This window comes from Paucidesulfovibrio longus DSM 6739 (assembly GCF_000420485.1).
GTDB lineage: Bacteria > Desulfobacterota > Desulfovibrionia > Desulfovibrionales > Desulfovibrionaceae > Paucidesulfovibrio > Paucidesulfovibrio longus.
In genome coordinates, this window is sequence record NZ_ATVA01000013.1 from 41,581 (window position 1) to 63,778 (window position 22,198).

The window sequence follows — 22,198 nt, forward strand, 5'->3', positions numbered from 1 at the left end:
CAAGAAACAACGCGGGACCGCCCGATGCCCTCGGACGGCCCCTGGAAGAACTCCGCGTCCGACGCGGCTACTGGTTGTCCGTGGCCGCCGTGAGCATGGTCACGTTGCTCTTGGTGAAGAAGCCGTCGAACCCGCCGTAACGCTGAATATATTCGTTGACCAGCAGCGTCGTGGGAAAAGGCTTGGTAAAGGTCTGGTGCAGCCCCTCGTCCGGTCCGCCCACAAGTTCCACGAGGAATTCCATGCCGTCCCGCTTGAAGGCGGCATAGGTCTCCTCGATGTTCACCGTGCTGAAGGCCAGGTGATGCACGCGCGTGTTGTAGTTGTAGATATACTTTTCCGTGGGTCCGGATTCCTCCAGGGTGGTGAAGGGCGAGATGCCGGAGGTGAAGACCATGGCGAAATCGTCCGCCGAGAGCCTGGCCACGTTGGTGATGGAGTTCAGCGCCTCCACGTAGACGGCGAAATCAAAGGAGTAGTTGGTCCATTCCATGAATTCGAGAATGGCCCGGTCGCGCTCTTCGGCGCGCACCCGCGTGGCCGCGTGATCCAGTTCATGCACGTTCGCCAGATGCGGCTTGTCGGGCTTGTCCAGCTTCCAGTTCAGCTCCCCGCAGCCCCGGCGGAACCAGTCTCCTTCGGCCCCGAGCCACTGGATGAACCCGATGGAATTGCCCGTGTACCGCGAAGGCGGCGTCTGGATGTAGACATATTTGTCCGTGCGCAGCGGCTCGGCCGTGAGAAAGCAGTTGCCCCGCTCCATCTGCAAGGCGGCGAAGCGTTCCACGTCCGGACACTTGAATATGAAGGTTTCCAGCCGGGTTTCCGGAAGGTTCTTGGACTTGGGGGCCATGTTGAAGGCTGCGAACGGGGAGCAGGCGTCCTTGCGGCTCGTGAACAGGAAATCGGCGGAACCTTCCTGGCGCAGGACGCAGAGGTGGGCGTGTTCATGCTCGTAGGCCATGTGGAACTGGTGGCCGGTGCAGCCGAGAAACTCTTCCGCGGCCACACGCAGATTCGCGGGCTGCACATTGATTTCCACGGCTTCAAGTCCGCCGACCAAACCTTCGAGGCCGGCTTTCTTCCGCGCGTTCATCACCCTGTCCACTCCCTCGCGGAGCGCCTTGTCATCATTCTGGAACGGTAGATTCATGCGTCCTCCTCGCGGTGCGCGCTGCGAATATGTATGTTTTCGTTTCTCCCGCCCCGGCCCTTGGCCGAAACTCTTTGAATGCACTACCACGTCATACTGAGAATTTGAACAATCCCGGTGGAAATCGATCCGGATTTCAGACGAAAAAAAGGGGGGAACCCGCAAGCTCCCCCCAACGTGTGGCTTATCTTCCCATCAAGCCAGGTCCAGCCTCCGCGCTGTCAGGTGCTGGCGGCCGGAAGCCTCGATGAGCGCCGCCAGATCGTCCTTGTCCGGCAGGGAGCTTTCGCGCAGCTCGCGCGCCAGGGCGGCCACGCGCTTTTCCTCCTCGAGGTAGGCGTAGACCACGTCGCGCACCGGGCGCACCCTGGTGAGCTTGTTGATCCAGCCGAGTCCCTCGGCGTAGAGGATGCGCGAGGCGATGTAGGCGGCGAGCAGGGCGAACTGATGCCGGGTCGGGATGTCCTCGATGATCCTGTCGGCGTAGCGCTCAGCGAGCACGGCCGGGCAGTAGGAAAGCAGCAGGTCGCAAAGCGCCTTGTCCTTGGGCAGGGAGGCGACGTCCTTGGAGAGCGTCTCCACGATGGTGTCGCCCAGACCGTTGATGGCCCGGGAAACCTCGAAGGAGAGGTCCGTCACGGTCTTCAGTCCGGCCGCGTACTTGTATTCGCGAAGCAGCAGACGCGCCTCTTCCCGCGCGCGCAGGCGCAGGATGTGCAGCAGCTGCTCCACGTATTCGTCCTTGATCTCCATGAACTCGTCGTCCGTGAGAATAAGCCCCGCCAGAATCTCGTAGGAAGAGCAGATCACGCCCGTCTTGTTGGCCGAGGGGCCGGGAACGCAGAGGACGCCGTGCTTTTCCAGCCGGGAGCGCGCGTCCGGAGCGATGAACAGGTTCGCCCCCTCCACCACGGCCTTGGCGGAAGGCGTGCCGTCCTTGAGCATGAACCGCTGCCAGTTCTTCATGTTCATGGTGTCGGGCCTGCCGCCGGCCGGGATGAAGATGTCGGCCACGGCGAGGTTGTGCAGATCGTCGCGCTGGCGAACGCCCTCCGGCGTCTCGGTGGTCGCCACGAACGCGCCTCGCCCCGTGAGCTTTGCGGCGTCGAAATGCGCGGTGCGCAGGTTGCCTTCGATGAGCCGGAAAAGCTCCTGATAATCCAGTCCGTCCGGGTCGTAGATGGCTCCGTGACCGTCGGACATGGCCACGACGCGGGCCTTGTCGCCGTATTCGCGATGCAGAATCTTGACCACGTTGGAAGCCACGTCGCCGGCCGGGCCGCCCGTGAGCTTGACCGTGAAGGGATCCTTGCACGGGTCGATGCCCAGACTGCGCAAGGCTTCCTCGGCAAAGACGATCACGCCTTCGCTGGTCACGCCGTAGCGCTTGTGGTTGATGCCCGTTCTGGCCTTGGAGCTCATGAACGCGTTGGGCCACTTGTAGCCGCGCTTGGCCGCGCGCGCCGTGATCCAGGCGATGTGCTCCGGGGTGATGTTCTCGTCCGGTCCCAGATAGATGATCTCCTCATGGTTCAGGTAATCCACGATCTGGCTGGGCAGCCTGCCCTCCTCGTCCGTGACGATGATGTCCAGAAGGGAATCGACCATGCTCTTGACGGCCAGGTCGATCTCTCCGGTGGGGCCGAGCAGGATCACGGCCTTGGAGCCGCCTTCGGGAATGTCCTTGTTCTTGTACTGCTGGGCGCGGGCGAGCTGATTGGCTTCGTCGAAAAGCCGGTTCGATTCGATCTCGAACTGCTCCTGGGTCCAGGTGCGCACCACGCGCACGCCGCCGCGAGCCATGTCCCGATAGCGGACGTGGAATCCGAAGCAGCTCGGACCGTGGAAGCAGTAGAAGGCGAAGGGTCTTTCCTCATCGGGCAGAGGCGGCAGCACCTTCGGGTCCATGCGGAAGCTGAGGCCGAAGCGGTTGGGCATGTAGTAGTTGGTGCGCAGGACATGGCGGAAGAAACGGAAGATATAACCGAGGATCTTGCGCGAGATGTCGTCGTTGACGTCGCGCAGGGCCGCATGAATGGCCTCCTGCATCTCGGCCACCAGTTCTTCGCGCCGCTCCTTGATTTCCGGATCGAAGCGGGCCTCGAAATAAGCGGCCATGCGCTCGACCAGGTCGCGGTTTTTCAGCGCGGTGCGCACGATCTTCGCCGAGGTATAGGCGTAGATATTCTTGCGGATCAGGAACTGGTGGGCGAATTCGCAGGCGGCCTGCATGAGCATGACCCTGCCGATCTCCCAGCCGTTTTCCTCGGCCAGGGTTTCGAGGCTGTGGAAGGCGAACCACTTGATGGCCCGAAGCTGGCGCTCCAGGCGGCGGTATTTCTCGCTGTCCTCGGACAGTCCGCCCTTGGTGCGGTCGAGGTAGAACGACATGACGGCCATGCGGCCGGACTCTCCCCGCTCGAATTCATCGCCGTAGGCCCGGACGACCTCGACGCCCTCTCGGTCGAACACCTTGAGCGCCTGGAGCAGCACACCCTTTTGCGGCGGATTCTCCATGGCGACCATGATCCGGTCGAAACCCAGCTCCTCGTCCGAGTCGAGCTTGACGTGCACGCGCTCCGTGCCCTCGACGCAGCGGCACATCCTGAAATGGCGAACAGCCCGGTTCGGCTCGAATTTGTCCACGTAGTCCTCGGACGCCGTGGCCAGGAACTCGCTGAAGGCCCCCATCTCTTCGGACGGCAGATCGGTCTTCCCGGCCAGATCGAGCGCCCGCAGGAAAGGCTTGGCTTTGGTTTCGCAGAGAGGCTGCTTGCCGAGCAGGAAGGTGTCCAGGCGCAGGGCCTTGTCCTTGCTGGTGTAGAGCCGCCCGGTCTGAATCCGCTCCCCTGCGAGCAGGCTCACGGAGTGGACCAGGGAGGCCATGTCGCTTCCGGGCATGATGTGCGTGATGCGCGTCCCGCAGGGGCTCTTGAGCACGACGGCCTGCTGCTCGGTCATGACCTCCGCCGACAGGATCGCATGCAGATGCCTGATCTGCTCCTCCTCGGTGTGGGTCAGGAAGTAGTACTCGGGCATGTTCCCGTAAAACCAGGGCACCAGCGAATCCGCTGCTCCTTGCAGGTCGCCCTTGAGCCGGTCGAGGACTGCGTCGATAGGATTGTCACCGCCAGAATGCATTTTTCCTCCACGAATTTGCGGCAAAAGCCGATCAAAATTCGGCCAAATGGCCATTTTTTGAATCTCTGATTACGCAAATAACAAATCCCAGACAACAATCAAACGCTTTTCGCACTTGCGGAGAAAAAAATTCCGACTCTTTACAGCAATACCTCCCCCATGTAGATATCAAAGCAGGTGAAATCCGCAGTCACGGGAAAGGGGAAGCCATGAGCCGCAAGGAAATCCTGCTTGAGACAGGAACCAATGAGCTGGAGATTCTGGAATTCTTCATCGTCGAGAGAAAGGAGGATGACAGGGAGCCGGTGACAAGCCATTTCGGCATCAACGTGGCCAAGGTCATGCAGGTCATCGAGTCGCCCAATCTCGAAGCGCCGGATTCCGCTCCGCACCCCTCCTTTCTCGGCAACATCCCCCTGCGCGACCTGATCCTGCCCGTGCTCGACCTTGCCGTCTGGCTCGACATCAAGCGCGTTCCCGATGCCGCCGACATCGTCATCGTCACCGAATTCAGCCAGACCGTGACGGGCTTTTTGGTCTCCGGCGTCACGGAAATCCACCGGGTCAACTGGGAGGAGGTCATTCCTCCGGGCAATTATCTCAATACCGTGGGCGCAGGATCCATCATCGGCATGGTCAACATGAACGACCGCTTCATCCAGCTGCTCGACCTGGAAACGATTCTCTCCGAGGTCAACCCCATCGACCAGAACCGGGAAGCGAAGCCCGTGGGCGATGCGCGCTACACCGCGCTCGTGGCGGACGACTCCGCCACCATCCGGCTCATGCTCAAGAACAACCTCACGGCGGCGGGGTTCCACCCCATCATCGCCGACAACGGCAAGGATGCGCTCCGGCTGCTGCGGAAGATGCTCGACGAAGCCGAGCAAGGGGTCCAGCTCCCGGACATCGTCATTTCCGACATCGAAATGCCGCTCATGGACGGATTCAGCTTGACCAAGACCATCAAAACGGATGAAAGCCTCCAGCGGTTACCCGTGATTCTCTATTCGTCGATCATCACCAAGGAATTGCGCCACAAGGGAGAGTCCGTCGGTGCGGACGCCCAGATTTCCAAGCCGGAGATGGAGCGCATTCCGGAAATCGCAACCAATCTCATTGAAGGACGACACTCTTGAACTCCATGGACCCTGAAGTACTCTCCACCTATCTGTCCGAATCCGAAGACCGGCTCATGGACATCGAGTCGGGCGTTCTCGCCCTGGAAAGCTACGGCGAGGAAATCGATGAGGAACTGATCCACAGCGTCTTCCGGGACGCCCATTCCATCAAGGCCGGAGCCAACCTGCTCGGCCTCGTGAACATCGAGCGCCTCGCGCACGGGCTGGAGAACGTGCTCGACCTGATCCGCGAGGGGCGTCTCGTTCCGGACAAAATCGTGGCCTCGCTCCTGCTGGAAGCCGTGGACACCATCAACGAGCTGTTTGAAGATGTTCTGGTCAGCGACGAGCGGGACATCAGCGACCTGCACGAGCAGCTCTGCTACCTCGCAGAGGTGGACCCGGACTAGGTTCGCCCTTGCGCCGCCGCAAAACAGGCCGGGGCCACGCAACGTTTCCGTATGCGAGGCCCCGGCCTGTTTTCGTATCCTTCGGAAATCAATTTTCGTTGAGGAGCTGGTCCACGATCTGCATTTCCTTCAGCGTGGAGAACTGAAAAACCTGGGCCTCGATCTTGGCCATGAAGGCATCGTAGTCCAGGTTTTCCACGTCGAGATCCATGCCGCGGACTTCGAAATAGGCCTGGAGAAAGACCATCAGCCGATCCTCATCCAAAACCTTGATCAGGTCTTCCGCCTTCTCCACGCTCGTGAAGGGCGTATTCTGCCCGCCGAGATGGAACAGCTCGATGGCGCTGCTGCCGTCCGTGATGACGCCCACCATGTTGAACGTCTTGAGCTGGGCCGTGAAGTCGTCCGTCAGCCCCGGGAAAAGCTGGATGTCCGCCTTGGGGAAGAAACCGCAAAAGACCATCATGCCGTCTTCGCCCTCGTAGAGCGTGTGGCGAAACACGGTTTCGTCCCGATGCTTGCGCGCGGCGCGCACGCTTTCGTAGATGTCGGCGGCAAAGGCGGTCTTGAGAGTCTGCACTACGTTCTTGTCCATTTCTCGTCTCCTGGTCTTCAGCTCGAAGCTCGTTGTCAGATGATGCCGTGAAGCGGGCCTCCGGGGGCGGCCAGTTCGTCCACGCGACGCTCCACATCGGGATCGGCCGCCAGGGGCGGGGCATGATAGGTCTTCAACCGGGCGTCCATGACCAGGGGCTCGACGCAGCCCCAGTGCTTGCAATGCGTGAACGCGCCGGGACCGTACAGGTCGGTGGCCGGGTCCGAACGCGTGAACGCGGCCCAAAGGAAATTGTCCCAGCTCGCCGCGGCGAAAAGTACGTCGTCCGCCACCACCAGCAAGGGGAAGCCTTCCAGCCCCGGTTGCCCCTCGAGGCTGGCGGCCAGTGCCGAGAGCAAGGGGTCGTGCTCGTCGCGGCCCCGGTCATGCGCCGGCCCCTCGACGACGAGAATGCCCGGCGCAAAGACCTGGGGTCTGCCGAACCCGGCCGGAAGCCGCAGCTCGCCGGGCAGCTTCGTCGCCAGCTTGCGGCGCGGCGGCCCCGCCACGGTCAGGAGCAGCTTGGAGCCCTGGTTCAGGCTGATGCCGGAATAGTCGAGGGTGTCGATGGTGGTGCGGGTGATGAAGTGCAGGTCGCGGGCCAGATCAACCCGTTCGAGCACATGCCGGAAGAACGCCGGGATGTCGTGCGCCGTGAGCGCGGCATCGTCCTCGCGCGCACCGAGCAGCACATACTTGGAAAGGGAGGTCTGGGTGTTGCCCAGCAGCGCCAGTCCGTTGGTGATCAGTTCCTGGGGACGGCGCTCGGCCTCATACGGCACGTAGCGTTCGCTGCCCACGGCCAGGAGCAGCGGATGCACTCCGGCCTGGTCCACGGCGTGGACCTCGTGCACGCCGCTGAAAACCGTGGGCACCAGCGGCTCGGTCAATTCGTGGATGAACGTGCCGAAAACAGTATCTTCCTGAGGCGGACGGCCAACGGTCGTGAACGGCCAGATCGCGCCATCGCGGTGCCAGACCTTGTCCACGCGCATGACCGGGAAATCGTGGGTCAGGCTGTAATATCCCAGATGGTCCCCGAACGGCCCTTCGGGCTTCTGGATGCCCGGAAGGATTTCGCCGCTGATGCAGAAGTCGGCCTCAGCCAGGACGGGCAACGCCTCAGGCCCCGCCCCCGGCGGGACGGCCATGCGCATGCGCCGCCCCCCCATGGCTCCCGCGAAGAACAGTTCCGGCAGTCCTTCGGGCAGGGGCATCACCGCGGCGAGGGTCATGGCCGGAGGGCCGCCCACGAAGATATTCACCCGCAACGGTTCGCCGCGCTCGATTGCCTCGCCGTGATGCGGGCCGATGCCGCGATGGATCTGATAGTGCAGCCCCACCTCCCGGTCCGGCTCAAACGCATTGCCCGTGAGCTGCACCCGGTACATGCCCAGGTTGGAACCGCCGAAGCCGCGCCGCGAGAGGCTTTCCGAATACACCTGCGGCAGGGTCACGTAGGCGCCGCCGTCCATGGGCCAGGAGACCAGATGCGGCAACCGCGAAACGCTGGTCGTATTGGCGAAGACTGGACCGCCGGAAACCATTTTGGGGGGAATGTGCAAACCGGCCCGAACCATGCCCGGCACGCGCCAGGGACTTTTGAGCAGTTCGCGCAGTCCACGCATGGGATCGGCTTTCAGGGCGAGCATGGCCTCCACCTGACGAAGCGTGTCCCGGAAAATCCAACGCGTCCGCTCCAGCGTGCCGAAGATGTTGCAGGCCATGGGAAACGCCGTGCCCTTGACCCGCGAGAACAGCAGGGCCGGACCGCCGGCCTGGAACACGCGACGCTGGATCACGCCCGCCTCCAGATAGGGATCGATCTCCTGCTCCACGCGCAGGAGCATGCCGTTGCGTTCAAGATCGTTCAGGCATTCGCCCAGATTTCTATACCCCATGTTCCCTCTCCGTGCTTGCGGGCCGCTCTGCTTCCTTGGCCGTCCCGGCGTCGTCTCCCGGATGCCAGCCGCGCATCCATTCGTTCAGCGGCACCATGTCGGGGGAATCGCCGTTGTTGCCGAACCAGGAATCCACGGCGAAAAACCGGGGCGTACCCTTTTCCCGAACCACGGCCGTATTATGCGGATAAAAGATGAACGTCCCCCGCCTTTGGGGAGCCTCGACGGAATGGTAGGTCAGCAGCCCCCTGTCCTGAAGCATCAGCAGGTAGACGCTGGTGTTCACGGACTCGGCCACGCAATCGAGCTGGCCCGGCCCGGCCTGCGAATTCATGGTCACGTCCGCCGAGGTGCCGGCCAGATCTCCCGCCATGACCTCCAGCAATGCCACAGCCCGGGCGATACGCCCGCGCTCCTCGGCTGCGTCGGCCGGGCGTGGCAGAAATATCTCGACCACACGGTTCCATTCCAGCGGGTCCATCTCGACCTGGACGGTCCCGCGGCAACCGAACTGCTTGCAAATCTGAAACCTGGACGGTTCGGGCCTGTCCATCAAACCGTATTTCCGCAGGACATCGGGCGCGGAGCCGTCCTTGATGCCGCAGCCGGCAGTCAAAACGAGCATGGCGGAAAACAGGAAGCACAGTCCTCTGGAACTACGACGCATGACCCCTCCAACAAAAAAATGCGCCACGCTGAAAACGTCTCAAGACGCTGCGGCGTGCGGCTTTTGTGCAGATAATCCAAGCAGGAACCTTTGTCGAGGGAGTCGTAGCCATTTGACAGAGACACGGTGCTCGGACATAACTACCTCGCATGTCACACTGAAAGGAACAACCTTGTGAACAGCTCCACCTATCTCATACTGCTCCTGCTGCTCCTCTTCACGGAAGTCGTGCTGCTTTTGATTCACCTCCAGACCCAGTCGGAACAGACCCGCCAGACGCGCAGTTTTCTCGACATGGAGAACGACCGGGTCAAAAAAAAGATAGAGGCTCTTCAGGTCAGCATAAAAGACATGAAGCGGGAACTCGAAAGCAAGCAATTTGAAATCGGATCCATGAGATCTTCTTGATCATGATCATTTCCCTGATCATCTTCGGTCTGTCCCTGGCGGGGTTTTTCTATGTCCGCAGCGCCATCACCAGGGATCACCAGGCCCAGCGCCGTGAACTCAAGCGCCGCCATGCGGAATTATGCGCTCAATATGAATCCCTCAGCGCTGAAAAAGCAGGGCTCATGGCCGAATCGGCCAACCTGACCAAACAAATCAGCAAGCTGAAGAACATTCATGCTTCGGATTCCTTCAGCCCTCCGGCTTCCTCGCGCAAAAGCCCCAAAAAGAATTCCGAGGGCAACGATGTCGCATCCTATCTTCTCACCAATGGTCTTATCTCGCTGGAACAACACCAAAAGGCCACCACGACCATGCAAACGCTGAAGCTCGACCTGCTCAGCACCTGCTTGACGCTCGGATTCATTGACGAACAGACCGCACTGGATATCAACGATCGCTTCAAGACGAAACACGTCTCCTGATCGTTCTGTTTGACAGCGCAAAAACAGAAGATCATTCTGGTCATCTGCTGTTGCCGTCATGCTTCCTTCGTTTTGAGATCATCAAGCCGAGTTTTTTTCTGAATTTCCCCTCCTTCCTTTGCTCGAATTCGAACTCAGGCTCAAATCCTGTTCAATGCTTCGGACATCCTTCTGTACCGCGCTGTACCGGTTTTTTTCGTCTTATTCTGTACTGGCAATCTTTTTACTAATTTCGCAATTTCGCACCATGATATTTCTTAATTCGACATTGACGCAGACAAAAATCCACCAACGCGAATCCATCCCCCCTCTTGCCCGAATCATCCTATTCTGGTAGTCGATCTTGTTACGACAACAATCAAGACGTTGTGATAAAGGGGCGAATTTCGTGATTTCTTTCAAAAACGTACATAAATGGTACGGCGAACACCACGTACTCCAGGATATTGAACTGGAAATCAAAAAAGGTGAAGTGGTCGTTGTCTGCGGTCCTTCCGGTTCAGGGAAAAGCACCTTGATCCGCTGCATCAACCGTCTGGAACCGATACAGAAAGGGCGCATCGTCGTGGACGGCATGGACGTCAACGACCCGCGCACCAATCTGACCCAGCTTCGTGCCGAAGTGGGATTCGTGTTTCAGCAATTCAATCTCTATCCGCACATGACCGTTCTGGACAACATCATGCTTGCGCCGCGCATGGTCCGGTTGATGCCCAGGGCCGAGGCCGAGGACATCGCCATGCGGCTGCTCGAAAAGGTCGACATCCCGGACAAGGCGGACGCGTATCCCTGCCAGCTTTCGGGCGGCCAGCAGCAGCGCGTCGCCATTGCGCGGGGACTGGCCATGCAGCCGAAGATCATGCTTTTCGACGAGCCCACCTCGGCGCTCGACCCGGAAATGATCAACGAGGTGCTCGACGTCATGAAACAACTGGCCCGCGAGGGCATGACCATGATCTGCGTCACCCACGAGATGGGCTTTGCCCGCGAGGTCGCCGATCGCGTCATCTTCATGGACGAAGGCGTGCTCATCGAGGAAAACACTCCGGAACAGTTCTTCCACAATCCGCAGAACGAGCGGACAAAGGACTTCCTGAGCAAAATCCTGTCCCACTAAGGATGTCGGGTCCGGCTTGCGACGGTCGCGGGCCGGGCCTTATAGTTGCGCGGTTTTTCAACCCCAATCGAAAAGGAGTGTGGAGTGATGAAAGCACTGAAAATCGCCGCTCTCACCGCCGTCGTGGCCATGATGGTCACTTCGCTGGCCTTTGCCGGACCGACCTATGACAAGGTCATGAAGGACAAGGTCGCCAAGGTCGGTCTGATGGCCAACGCCAAGCCCGCCGGTTTCATCAATGAAAAGGGCGAATGGATCGGCTTCGACGTCGACATCGCCACCGAGATCTGCAAGCGCCTCGGCGTCGAGATCGAAAAGGTGCAGGTCAACAACAAGACCCGCATCACCATGGTCCAGACCGGCCAGATCGACATGTCCCTCGCGAACATGACCCACAAGCGCGAGCGCGACAAGTCCATCGACTTCTCCATCACCTACTTCTTCGACGGCCAGAAGTTCCTGGTCAAGAAGGGCACCGCCTCCTCCTGGAAGGATCTCGTCGGCAAGAAGATCGCCTCCATGCAGGGCACCACTTCCGAGCTGAACGCCCGTGAGCTGCTCAAGAAGCTGGGCGACCCCGACGCCGACAAGAACGTCATCTCCTACCAGAACGAAGCCGAGTGCTTCCAGGCCCTGAAGATGGGCCGCGTCGCCGCCTGGACCACGGACTCCACCCTGCTGATCGGCTACGCCGCCGAGGAGCCGGGACAGTTCGAGCTCATCGGCGACTTCTTCTCCGACGAGCCTTACGGCATCGGCCTGCCCCAGGACGATTCCGCCTGGCGCGACGCCGTCAACTTCGCGCTGCAGGACATGTGGCTCGACGGCACCTACAAGACCATCTACGACAAGTGGTACGGTCCTGACTCCAAGTGGGCCTTCCCGCTGACCAGCAAGATCGAAATCTGGCCGTAAGCCCGATCGTCATTCGGGGGTCCGGGCCTTTGGCCCGGACCCTTTTCCTTTCGTCACTGAAACCGGACTGAGCAATGATCAAATACTGGCTCGACAAGACCTGGGTCCAATATCTTCTCCTTGCGGGCATCCTCGGAGCGCTCATCCTTTATTGGATCTACGCCTTCGAATCTCCCTACAAGTTCCAATGGAACGTCCTGTACGAATACAACGCCACGTACGACAAAAATTTCGGGGTGCAGCTGCTTCGCGGCTTGATGATGACCGTGATCATCTCCCTCATCAGCGCGGTCGCCGCCCTGATGCTGGGAGTGTTCTTCGGCCTTGCCCGGCTTTCGCACTTCAAGCCGCTCTATGGGCTGGCAACGGTCTACGTCGAATTCTTCCGCAACACTCCGCTGCTGATCCAGCTCTTCTTCTGGTACTACGCGTTCCCGCAAATCCTGCCCGACGCCATGCGCGACTGGCTCTATTTCGACATCGACATGACCTGGTTCGGCATGAACGTGGCCTTCGAATTCTGGTGCGCCACGGTCGGCCTCGCCGTCTACACGGGTTCCTACATGGCCGAAGTCATCCGAGCGGGACTCCAGTCCATCCCCAAAGGCCTGCTGGAAGCGGCCTACTCTTCCGGACTGAGCTATTTCCAGGTGCTCACGAAAATCATCCTGCCCATCGCCTTCCGCAACATCATTCCGCCTCTGGGCAGCGAGTTCCTGAACAACCTCAAGAACTCCTCCCTGGCCATGGTGGTCGGCGTGGCCGAGCTGGCCTGGACCTCGCAGGACGTGGAAGCCCTCACCTTCAAAGGATTCGAGGCCGCCTGCGCCGCGTCGGGGCTCTATCTGCTGACGTGCCTCTTCACTTCCGGCGTGATGAACTCCATCAACCGCAAGCTTCAGACCTCCACGGGAATCGCCCGGACGAGCCTCGCGGACCGCTGCCTGGACTGCTGCCTCGCGCCGCTGGAAATGGGCTATGAGAACGTGACCCGCACCTTCCGCAGGGCCGAACGCAAGCGCAAGCTGAAGCGCCGGGCCCAGGCCGAGGTCGGGCTCATCCCCATCTGGCAGGTTTATGTGGAAAAGGCCTGGGCACTGATCGTCCTGGCCTTCAAGATCGTCTTCGTGCTCGGCCTGCTCTACGTCGGCTACAAGACCGTCGTCGCGGTGGCGGGCTATAATTGGGCGGGCGTGGCGGAAAACCTCCGGGTGCTCGTGCTCTACCGTTTCCCCGCTCCGGCTTCCGAAGCGATCTACTTCGGCCTGGGCGGCCTGATACTGACCCTGATCATGGCCGTTATCGTGCTGGCCGTCAGCTTTCCCATCGGCCTGCTTGTGGGCCTGGGCCGCACCTCCGACAACCAGCTCTACCGCCTGCCCAGCCTGATCTACATTGAGCTGATTCGCGGCAACCCCTTGATCATGGTCATCTTCTGGTCCTACTTCTTCATCGGCGTGGTGCGCGGCGGCAACTACCTCGACGCCATCACCTCGGCGACCATCGCCATGACCATCTTCAACGCGGCCTACATCGCGGAAATCGTGCGCTCCGGTATCCAGAACCTGCCCAAGGGACAGTTCGAGGCGGCTTTCTCCACGGGCCTCTCCTACTGGCAGACCATGCGCAAGATCGTCCTGCCCCAGTCGCTGAAGCAAATGCTCCCGGCCATTGTGGGCCAGTCCGTGGCCATGATCAAGGACACCTCCCTGGCCTACATCATCGGCGCCACGGAACTGACTCTCGCGGCCCAGATCATCATCAACCGACGCACGGACCTGATCTTCGAAATCTATACGGTCGTGGCCGTGCTCTACTTCATCATGTGCTACAGCCTGAGCCTCTGGGCACGCAGGCTTGAACAGCGCCTGAGCCCTGAAAAAGTGCGACTGGAAATGTAACCAGCCGCAAGGCCTACGGAAAACAACACAAGGCCGCCTCGCGCGGCCTTTTTCTTAACAGCAAGACAAGAGGCGACAACGTCATGGCCGATTCTCCGATCTCATCCACAAAGGCTCCGGTAATCCTGGTGCACGGCGGCGCGTACGATATTCCCGAGGCTGCCCAGCCCGCGCATCTTGCCGGATGCAGCGCCGCCGCCAAAGCCGGATACGCCATTCTCGAAAAGGGAGGCACGGCGCTTGAAGCCGTGGAGGCGGCCGTTCGCGTGATGGAGGACGACCCCACCTTCGATGCCGGGTTCGGCTCCTTCCTGAACTGCGACGGCGAGGTGGAACTCGACTCCATCATCATGAACGGCGCGACCCTGGATTTCGGTTCGGTCGCTGCGGTGCAGCGCATCAAGAATCCCGTCAGCCTGGCTAGGCTGGTGATGGAAAAGAGCGGACACTGCATGCTCGCCGGGGACGGCGCATTCCGCTTCGCGGACAAGATGGGCATCAAGCCCTGCCGAACGCAGGATCTGCTGCACGGACGCGAGCGCGAACGCTGGGAAAAGGCGCGTTCCGGGGAAAAGGTCATGTACGATGAGTTCGGCAACCCGATTGAAATGCCTTCCGACACGGTGGGCGCGGTCGCGCTGGACCTGCACGGCAATATCGCGGGAGCCACGTCCACGGGCGGCACCTTCAACAAACTGCCGGGCCGGGTGGGCGATTCGCCCCTGGTCGGCTGCGGCTGCTATGCGGACAATCAACTCGGAGCGGCCTCTTCCACCGGACTGGGGGAAGCCTTCATGAAGATCGTGGCCTGCAAGGCCGCCTGCGACTTCATGGACCAGGAAGGCAAGGCGCTCACGGCGCAACAGGCCGCGGAGGCCACCATTGCCCGGCTGGGCGAACGCACCGGCGGCAAGGGCGGGCTGATCGTGCTCTCCCCGACCGGACAAGTCGGCGTCGCCCACAACTGCCGCAACATCGCCTATGCCGTCTGCACCGGAGACGGCGAATTCAAGACCGGAATCAAGAATACCGACTGATCCAATCCGCGATGCGAAAACGAAAAAGGCCTGCGGAGCAATTCCGCAGGCCTTTTTTGCGCATTTGAACGATGCCGTTCCGAAAATCAGCCCCTGGATGCGATGGGCTGAAGTCCGTTGCCGCGGCTGTTCAGGCAGCGCAGCACGGTTTCGCAGTCGCCCACGGGAACCGTGAACGTGGTCTGCTTGCCGCCGATCTGCACATTCTGGACCTTGAAGGGACGAATGCGTGCGTGCAGACAGACGTAATCCACGAACTTTCGGGGAGTCATGCCGTGCACACGACCGATGGCCGCCTTGACGCGCACCCGGCCGCCGCTGGCGGCCCCGGGACGACGCATGTCGCGGATTTCGCGGTAGGAAGCCCGATCAAGCTGTTTGCCGTAGGTCTTTTCCAGCAATACGGCGAGGGCATCCTCGGGATCGCTGTCCTGGAGCAGTTCGCGCGCCAGGTCATAGTACGGCTTGGCCGGAGCGGCGTCTTCCAGAGCGACAAGCTCTTCGCGGATATGCTTGCGGCGGGCGGCGAGCACGTCGTCCACCGTGGGCAGAGGACGTTTTTCCAACTTCACGTTGGCGCCCTGTCCGATGTAGATGAGCTTGCGGAACTCGTTCGGGGCGATCAGCGTGACGGCCACGCCCTTCTTGCCCGCGCGTCCGGTGCGTCCGGTGCGGTGCACGTAGGTTTCGGCGTTCTGCGGCGGAGCGTAGTTGACCACATGGGTCAGGTCGGGGACGTCGATGCCGCGCGCTGCCACGTCCGTAGCCACAAGAATGGTGGCGCGGCGCTTCCGGAAGCGGTTGAGAATCTCCTCGCGGCGGGGCTGGGAGAGATCCCCGTGGATAGGCTCGGCCAGGTAGCCGCGCTCCGAGAGCCACTCGGCCAGACGGTCGCATTCCATCTTGGTGCGGCAGAACACGAGACCGTAGAAGTCCGGTTCCGCGTCGATGACGCGGCAAAGCGCCTCGAAGCGGTCCGGAGCCATGACCTCGTGGAAGACCTGCCGGGTCAGGGGCGCGGCCTCGTTCTCGCTGCGAACGTTGACGACTTCGTACTCGCCCATGAACTCCGTCGCGATGGACATGACCTCGCGGGGCATGGTCGCGGAGAAAAGCAGCGTGCGGCGGTCTTCGCCGGCCTGGGAGCAGATCTCCCGGACGTCGTCGATGAAGCCCATGTTGCACATCTCGTCGGCTTCATCGAGCACGAGAAAGGATATTTGAGAAAGTTTCAGGGTTCCGCGCCGGAGATGGTCCAGAACGCGGCCCGGAGTGCCCACGACCACGTCCGCGCCGCGGCGAAGGGCCGTAAGCTGCGGAACGATGGCTTGTCCGCCGTACACGGGCACGACGCTGAGGCGCTTGCGGCCCTTGAGGGATTCAATTTCTTCCGCGACCTGGATGGCCAGCTCGCGCGTAGGGGCGAGCACGAGCGCCTGCACGTGCCCGGCGTTTTCCACGGCGCGCTCGACGATGGGCAGGCCGAAGGCGGCTGTTTTGCCCGTGCCGGTCATGGCTTGGCCGACAACGTCGGTCTCGCCGGAGAGAAGTAACGGGATGGTGCGCGCCTGGATGGGGGTCGGCGCGGTAAAGCCTTTGTTCTCCAGGGCCTGCAGCGTCTCCGCCGACAAACCCAGGGACTTGAAATCGTTCATGTGATCCTGCTGGAAAAACGTGACCCGTCCCTTAGCGGGGACGGAAAGTAATGCGGCCGCGAGTGAGATCGTACGGAGAGAGTTCGACGGTGACGGTGTCGCCGGGCATGACCCGGATGCGGAATTTGCGCATTTTGCCGGAGATGTGAGCCAGAACCTCGTGACCGTTTTCAAGCTCCACACGGAACATGGCGTTCGGTAGAGCTTCTTCCACGGTCCCTTGTACGGTGATGCCTTCCTCTTTGGACATTGAACCTCCTTTGCCGGAGTCCGAAAATGAAGAGACGGGAAAGCCCGCCCCCGTCGTCGGGGGCGGGCTCAAAATGCCGGTAAACGGCGAGAGTGCTGGTGTTACCAGCGGGGACGCTCGGCGCGGGGCCGGGCTTCGTTGACCTTGATATTGCGGCCGCCGAGATTGCTGCCGTCAAGAGCTTCGATGGCGGCCAGAGCACCCTGGTCGTCCATCTCGACAAATCCGAAGCCGCGCGGGCGTCCGGTTTCCCGGTCCTCGATCAGCTTCACGGAAAGGACCTCGCCGTAGTTGGCGAAGGAGGCACGCACGTCGTCTTCGGTGGCACTCCAGGGGAGGTTGCCGACATAAATGTTCTTGCTCATTCCTAAAAAAACTCCAAAACGTAAAACGGTTCTATAGCGCCAATGCGCCTAAAAAAACAAGGAACAGTGAACAAGATGCCACACTGCTCCTTGCTAACCTCGGTCTTGATTGTACCAGCCCTGGCCGACCGTGTGCGGCCGCATCTCCTTGGACGCCTCTGGCATCAATTTCAGATTCATTACTTCAGCCGGGCAATCAAGTCAAGCGTAAAAATGATTTTCCGATTTTCTCTTCCGCTTCTATTCCAGACGGATAGAACGAAGTCCCGACGCGGAAGGATTTTTGCGCATAACAAATGCGATTATCTATTGCAAGACGAGACGGACAGGAGCAGATATCGCGCAACGGCATCGCCCGCGTCGAGGCGTGCCGTATCCCATTCCGAGGTACCCCATGAACGGATTCGGCGTTCCCGCCGCGACCATTGGCCTTCTGCTCGTCTCGAATGTCTTCATGACGTTCGCCTGGTACGGCCACCTGCGCTACAAGGCCGTGCCTCTGGCGCTGGTCGTGCTCATCAGCTGGGGAATCGCATTGTTCGAATACTGTTTTCAGGTACCCGCGAACCGCATCGGATACGGCCATTTTTCGGCAGTCGAGCTGAAAACGATTCAGGAAGTGATCTCCCTCACGGTCTTTCTCGCCTTCTCGGCGCTCTACCTCGGCGAGGGCGTGCGCTGGAACCATGCTCTCGGTTTCGCGCTCATCGTCCTCGCGACCTTCGTCATCTTCAAGGATTGGTAAAAAGACGTTGACGACGATGCCCGCGCGCCGGGCCGCCGACACAGGAACAGACCGCAGAAGCATTCTGCGGCTCCCTGCGGACAGAGCAGGACGGATTCCTCTCTGAACTCTCGGATATCAAGGGATATATTAAACAGCCAGTCGGCGCGCCCTGATGGCAAGACGTTCCGCGCGGTTCTTCGCGGCCTTCTCGACTGCGCCGATGAGTTCCTCGATTTCAACAGGTTTGGTAAGGAATGCCTGAGCGCCCCACCGCGCGGTTTCCATCCGGCAGAGCGGGGATCCATACCCGGTAAGTATGATGACGGCCAGATCCGGATATTTCCGTTTGAGCTTGGAAGTCAGCTCAATTCCGTCCATGCCGGGCATGCGTACGTCGAGCACGGCCACGGCGAGGTCGGGATGCATGGCGGCCAGCTCCAACGCTTCTGCGGCGCTTTGTGCCGTCAAAACCGTATATCCCCGGTGCTCGAAACGTTTGGAATGCACCTGGCCGAGTCGGACCTCATCGTCGACAAAAAGAATCTTCAGCATCGTATCTGACTCCGATACGCCGACATCCCGGCCCGGCCCCATGCCCGCCCGGGAGAGCGGCGACGCCTGGAAGCACTACTCCTGATGCGCGCAATGGGAAAGGGCTTTAGAATCATAGCATGAACGAATATGCGAAGAGAGATACCAAGGCAGGCGGCATGGCAAAAAAAGGGGAGCCGCATCCAGCAAGGACACGGCTCCCGAAATATCGTGGTGGGCAATACAGGATTCGAACCTGTGGCCTCAAGCTCCGGAGGCTTGCGCTCTATCCATCTGAGCTAATTGCCCACGAGGGAGCAATGGCTATACTCCATTGGCGTCCCTGTCAACATCTTTTACAACACGGACGGGGTGTCCGCAAGCCGATGCGGCCTTGTCAGACGGAGTTCGGTGATGTAATTTGGTCAAATGAAAAAACGTATCATCCTCGGCGTGACCGGAGCGAGCGGGTCGGCGTACGCCACGGCATTGGCCGCAGAACTCGGCGGACGGGACGACATCGAACTGCACGTGATCATCTCCGATGCCGCCCGACAGGTCATGAAGCTCGAAACGGGCACGTCCACGGTGGACATCACCGGCCCGGCCTTCGCTTCCTATCATATCGGCGACATCGCAGCCCCTCCCGCCAGCGGCTCCTGGCGGCACCACGGCATGATCATCTGCCCTTGCAGCATGACCACGCTCGGCACCATTGCCAACGGCACGGGCAACAATCTCATCCATCGCGCTGCGGACGTGACCCTGAAGGAGAAGCGTCCTCTCGTGCTGGTTCCCAGAGAGACGCCGCTGAACGAAATCCACCTGCGCAACATGCTGCGGGCTCACCGGGCCGGGGCCACCATCCTGCCCGCCTGTCCGGGATTCTACAACTCCCCGCTGAGCATTTCGGATCTCTTTACGCAAATCGCCGCGCGCGTCTTGGACCAGCTGGACATCGAGCATCACCTGGCTCCCCGCTGGGGCGATGCATCCGCATAATCGCAAGGAGGAAGGCATGCGTCTGACCTGGTACGGCCATTCCAACTTTCTGTTGCAGCAAAACGGGGCGACCCTGCTCGTCGATCCTTTTTTCGACGGCAATCCAAACGCTCCCGTCACGCATGAAGAAATCGGAAAGATCGATGCGGTTCTCCTGACCCACGACCATCAGGACCACGTGGGACAGGCGGTGGAAATCTGTCGTTCCCGGAAAGTGCCTCTCGTGGGCGTTTTCGACACGCTCAAGAGTTTGTTCGCCCAAGGCCTGCCGCAAGATCTGGGCATCGGAATGAACATCGGCGGCACCGTCCAGGTGGCCGGAGTGAACGTGCACATGGTCCAGGCCATGCATTCTTCTGCCACTGGCGCGGCCACGGGATTCATCATCACCTTCCCGGACGGATTCTGCGTCTATCATTCCGGAGACACCGGCCTTTTTTCCAGCATGCAGCTCTTCAGCGTCTTCCACAAAATCGACCTCGCGCTGCTGCCCATCGGCGGACACTTCACCATGGACCCCCGACAAGCTGCCTATGCCTGCAAGATGCTCGGCTGCCGCAAGGTCGTGCCCATGCATTGGGGCACCTTCCCCATTTTGGAGCAGGGAACCGAAGAATTCGCGAGGCAGCTTGATGATTCTGCGCCGGACACGGAACTGGTGCACATCGCCCCCGGCCAAACCGTCGAGGTCAGGAAATAGCCTGCAAGGCCGCCTTGGCGGAAACGCGCCGGGCGGCTTTCTCTTCGGCGCCGTTAATCAGCGGCGCAAAATCTTGAGACGTCCTGCGATCTGCGCCGCACGCTGCGCACCGATGCCAGGCACCTCCCGCAGTCCTTCCTCCCCAGCTTCCAGCATGGCATCCAGGGAACCGAACCGGTCCCAAAGCAGCCGCGCCGTCTTGGGACCGATTCCAGGGAGGGAAAGCACTTCGCTTTGCAATACGTTCGTTTTTCGCGAACTGCGCTGACGTCCGATGACGAATCGGTGCGACTCGTCCCGCACGCGCTGCAGGAACAACAGCTCCGGACTGCCAGGCAGGAGATTCATGGGATTCTTCCTGCCCGGACGAAAAACGCGGTCCTCCAATTCCCCAGCCCTGCGCGACGGCCCCTTGGCAATGGAAGCCAGCGCCGGCTTGGGCTCGTCCGAATCGTTCGGCCAATGCTCGTTCAGCGCCCTTTCCACCGCTGCCAACTGCCCTTTGCCTCCATCGAGCAAGATCAAATCGGGCCAGGGTGCCCCGGCGTCGATGCGCCGTTTCATCCATGCGGCCAACGCCGCATAATCGTCCCCCGCCCCTTCCAATTCCGGAAACGCATACAGGCGATATTCCTCCTTGGCCGGGTGTCCCTGAACAAAACAGACCTGCCCCACGCGGAGGCCTTCACCGCCGAGATGGGAGGCGTCCACACCTTCGATGCGCTCCACGCGAGCGTCAAGCCGCAGCCTGCCTGAAAGCAGCTCCGCGATATCCGTGTCCGTGCTGCGGGGATCATCCCGGGCGGCCACGCTGCGGGCAAGATCCACCAGACCGCGTTCCTCAACGCTGTTCGCGGTGACGATTCGAACCGCGCCCTCGCGGCGTTCCGCAAGCACTTCCGAAAGCGTCCCGACATCGGCGTCGTACGGCAAGATGATCCGTCCGGGGATGAGCCGTCCCCCATCATAATATTGATTCAAAAAACTCTGCAGGGCTTCCGGACCTTCTTCCAGGGTCAATCCGGGCCAGAAGAAGCGCTTTTCGTCCAGCAGACGGCCCTGGCGTACGACGACCTGTCCCAAGCCCAGCCCAGTGGCGGTTTCCGCCAGGGCGAGCGCGTCCAGATCCGCCTCCCGTTGCAGCACGACCGCCTGGCGTTCCACTGTGCGGCGAACATCCCGGATTCGGTCGCGCAGGATGGCAGCTTTTTCAAACTCCAGGGATTCAGCCAGTTCGCTCATCTCCCGTTCCAACACGTCGAGAAGCTCTCCGGATCTGCCGCGCAGGAACATTTCCACCCGCCGGACCAAATCAAGATATTCATTGCGGTCCACGTCTCTGACGCAAGGCGCAAGGCATTGGCCGATGTCATGGTAAAGGCAGGGCCGAACACGGTTCCTGAAGACGCTGTCCGCGCACTTGCGGAGCGGAAAGGCCCGCCCCAGCAGTTTCCAGGTTTGCCTCGCCGCGGCAGCCGAAGTGAAAGGACCGAAATACACCGACCCATCGCGCACGGCCTTTCGCGTGATCAGCAGCCTTGGGTATTCGCTGCGCTTTTCCAGTTTGAAGAGGACGTACTGCTTGTCGTCGCGAAGAACGATATTATAGCGGGGCCGGTGTTTCTTGATCAGGCTGGCCTCCAGCAGGAGCGCCTCCTTCTCGGTTCCCGCCAGCAAAGTATCCACACGCCTCACGCGGCGGACAAGCGACTCGTTTTTGGGAGTCAGCTTGGCCCCCGGCCTGAAGTAGGACGATAGCCTCTTCCGCAGGCTGATGGCCTTGCCTACGTAAAGGATCTTTCCCGCCGAGTCCTTCATCAAATAGACTCCGGGAGTGTCCGGGTATTCCGATGGGACAAATTGGAAGTCGTTCGTCGTCATTTTTCGAGTCTGATTGTTTTTACCCTGGATGGCAATTCCCCGACGCAATTCTGCAACATTCACACAACTCGTTCTCAATCAAGGTGTTATCGAATCCAATGCAGACATCGGTCAAATAATTTGTACGGTATAATTTTTTAAATTTTCGTCAAAAAAATGAATGATAACCCTTGCATCCCGATCTTCCGGCAGCGTAAATTGCGCGCTGAAGGATTTGGATCGTTTCGGAAACCAACTTCTGCCAAATAAGGAAGGAA

General features: G+C 60.5%; 21 protein-coding genes and 1 tRNA gene. 11 read left to right on the plus strand and 11 right to left on the minus strand.

Going from position 1 to position 22,198, the window contains the following annotated elements; genetic code table 11:
• Positions 1-67: 67 nt before the first annotated feature.
• Complete coding sequence (locus G452_RS0107250; protein ID WP_022661600.1) at positions 68-1,153, minus strand: hypothetical protein; 1,086 nt, start codon at positions 1,151-1,153, stop codon at positions 68-70.
• Positions 1,154-1,348: 195 nt separating this feature from the next.
• Positions 1,349-4,294, minus strand: a complete 2,946-nt coding sequence (locus G452_RS0107255) for an NAD-glutamate dehydrogenase domain-containing protein (protein WP_022661601.1) — start codon at positions 4,292-4,294, stop codon at positions 1,349-1,351.
• Positions 4,295-4,503: 209 nt separating this feature from the next.
• On the opposite strand from G452_RS0107255, the gene G452_RS0107260 reads away from it, so the two are divergent.
• Both G452_RS0107260 and G452_RS18545 read left to right on the plus strand, forming a co-directional pair.
• A complete protein-coding gene (locus G452_RS0107260; RefSeq protein ID WP_022661602.1) occupies positions 4,504-5,433 on the plus strand; it encodes a chemotaxis protein in 930 nt (309 codons plus the stop codon).
• Between the two features lie 5 nt (positions 5,434-5,438).
• On the plus strand, positions 5,439-5,825 hold the full coding sequence (locus G452_RS18545; RefSeq protein ID WP_040368457.1) for an Hpt domain-containing protein: 387 nt from the start codon (positions 5,439-5,441) through the stop codon (positions 5,823-5,825).
• Positions 5,826-5,913: 88 nt separating this feature from the next.
• Here the strand turns inward: G452_RS18545 and G452_RS0107270 are convergent, their stop codons facing one another.
• From G452_RS0107270 to G452_RS18550, 3 genes are read right to left on the minus strand one after another with little or no spacing between them, the layout of a single operon-like run.
• Entirely contained in the window at positions 5,914-6,420 is a 507-nt protein-coding gene (locus G452_RS0107270) for a hypothetical protein (RefSeq protein ID WP_022661604.1), read from the minus strand.
• A 35-nt stretch (positions 6,421-6,455) separates the two neighbouring features.
• Positions 6,456-8,321, minus strand: a complete 1,866-nt coding sequence (locus tag G452_RS0107275) for a UbiD family decarboxylase (protein ID WP_022661605.1) — start codon at positions 8,319-8,321, stop codon at positions 6,456-6,458.
• Positions 8,311-8,988: a hypothetical protein gene (locus G452_RS18550; protein WP_162141290.1), complete on the minus strand. Its 678-nt coding sequence runs from the start codon at positions 8,986-8,988 to the stop codon at positions 8,311-8,313. The genes G452_RS0107275 and G452_RS18550 overlap by 11 nt, the downstream gene beginning before the upstream one ends.
• A 174-nt stretch (positions 8,989-9,162) precedes the next feature.
• Here G452_RS18550 and G452_RS0107285 point away from each other — a divergent pair, with 174 nt between their 5' ends.
• From G452_RS0107285 to G452_RS0107310, 6 genes are all read left to right on the plus strand, one after another.
• On the plus strand, positions 9,163-9,396 hold the full coding sequence (locus G452_RS0107285; RefSeq protein ID WP_022661607.1) for a hypothetical protein: 234 nt from the start codon (positions 9,163-9,165) through the stop codon (positions 9,394-9,396).
• Positions 9,393-9,860 carry a hypothetical protein gene (locus G452_RS0107290; RefSeq protein ID WP_022661608.1) on the plus strand — a complete coding sequence of 156 codons (468 nt, stop codon included), beginning with the start codon at positions 9,393-9,395 and terminating at the stop codon, positions 9,858-9,860. The genes G452_RS0107285 and G452_RS0107290 overlap by 4 nt, the downstream gene beginning before the upstream one ends.
• 388 nt (positions 9,861-10,248) lie before the next feature.
• Positions 10,249-10,977, plus strand: coding sequence for an amino acid ABC transporter ATP-binding protein (locus tag G452_RS0107295; RefSeq protein ID WP_022661609.1), 729 nt, complete (start codon positions 10,249-10,251; stop codon positions 10,975-10,977).
• Between the two features lie 87 nt (positions 10,978-11,064).
• Complete coding sequence (locus tag G452_RS0107300; RefSeq protein ID WP_022661610.1) at positions 11,065-11,892, plus strand: ABC transporter substrate-binding protein; 828 nt, start codon at positions 11,065-11,067, stop codon at positions 11,890-11,892.
• A 74-nt stretch (positions 11,893-11,966) separates the two neighbouring features.
• On the plus strand, positions 11,967-13,793 hold the full coding sequence (locus G452_RS0107305) for an amino acid ABC transporter permease (RefSeq protein ID WP_022661611.1): 1,827 nt from the start codon (positions 11,967-11,969) through the stop codon (positions 13,791-13,793).
• A gap of 83 nt (positions 13,794-13,876) precedes the next feature.
• Entirely contained in the window at positions 13,877-14,830 is a 954-nt protein-coding gene (locus tag G452_RS0107310; RefSeq protein ID WP_022661612.1) for an isoaspartyl peptidase/L-asparaginase family protein, read from the plus strand.
• A gap of 86 nt (positions 14,831-14,916) precedes the next feature.
• On the opposite strand, the gene G452_RS0107315 is transcribed toward G452_RS0107310, so the two are convergent.
• The 3 genes from G452_RS0107315 to G452_RS0107325 all read right to left on the minus strand — a co-directional run bounded on the left by G452_RS0107315 (position 14,917) and on the right by G452_RS0107325 (position 17,100).
• Complete coding sequence (locus tag G452_RS0107315; RefSeq protein WP_022661613.1) at positions 14,917-16,485, minus strand: DEAD/DEAH box helicase; 1,569 nt, start codon at positions 16,483-16,485, stop codon at positions 14,917-14,919.
• Positions 16,486-16,516: 31 nt separating this feature from the next.
• Positions 16,517-16,735, minus strand: a complete 219-nt coding sequence (gene infA, locus G452_RS0107320) for a translation initiation factor IF-1 (protein WP_022661614.1) — start codon at positions 16,733-16,735, stop codon at positions 16,517-16,519.
• A gap of 101 nt (positions 16,736-16,836) precedes the next feature.
• A complete protein-coding gene (locus G452_RS0107325) occupies positions 16,837-17,100 on the minus strand; it encodes an RNA recognition motif domain-containing protein (RefSeq protein WP_022661615.1) in 264 nt (87 codons plus the stop codon).
• A gap of 394 nt (positions 17,101-17,494) precedes the next feature.
• Between G452_RS0107325 and G452_RS0107330 the strand changes: the two genes are divergently transcribed.
• A complete protein-coding gene (locus G452_RS0107330) occupies positions 17,495-17,845 on the plus strand; it encodes a DMT family protein (protein WP_022661616.1) in 351 nt (116 codons plus the stop codon).
• A gap of 129 nt (positions 17,846-17,974) precedes the next feature.
• Here G452_RS0107330 and G452_RS0107335 read toward each other — a convergent pair whose 3' ends face one another.
• Positions 17,975-18,379 carry a response regulator gene (locus tag G452_RS0107335; RefSeq protein WP_022661617.1) on the minus strand — a complete coding sequence of 135 codons (405 nt, stop codon included), beginning with the start codon at positions 18,377-18,379 and terminating at the stop codon, positions 17,975-17,977.
• A gap of 211 nt (positions 18,380-18,590) precedes the next feature.
• Positions 18,591-18,667: transfer RNA gene (locus G452_RS0107340), tRNA-Arg, on the minus strand.
• Positions 18,668-18,787: 120 nt separating this feature from the next.
• Between G452_RS0107340 and G452_RS0107345 the strand changes: the two genes are divergently transcribed.
• Together G452_RS0107345 and G452_RS0107350 are read left to right on the plus strand one after the other, a co-directional pair.
• Positions 18,788-19,360: a UbiX family flavin prenyltransferase gene (locus G452_RS0107345; protein WP_022661618.1), complete on the plus strand. Its 573-nt coding sequence runs from the start codon at positions 18,788-18,790 to the stop codon at positions 19,358-19,360.
• 16 nt (positions 19,361-19,376) lie between these two features.
• Positions 19,377-20,060 (plus strand): metal-dependent hydrolase, encoded by a 684-nt coding sequence (locus G452_RS0107350; protein WP_022661619.1) that lies wholly within the window; start codon positions 19,377-19,379, stop codon positions 20,058-20,060.
• 57 nt (positions 20,061-20,117) lie between these two features.
• Here G452_RS0107350 and uvrC read toward each other — a convergent pair whose 3' ends face one another.
• Positions 20,118-21,941 carry an excinuclease ABC subunit UvrC gene (gene uvrC, locus G452_RS18555; protein ID WP_022661620.1) on the minus strand — a complete coding sequence of 608 codons (1,824 nt, stop codon included), beginning with the start codon at positions 21,939-21,941 and terminating at the stop codon, positions 20,118-20,120.
• Between the last annotated feature and the right edge of the window lie 257 nt (positions 21,942-22,198).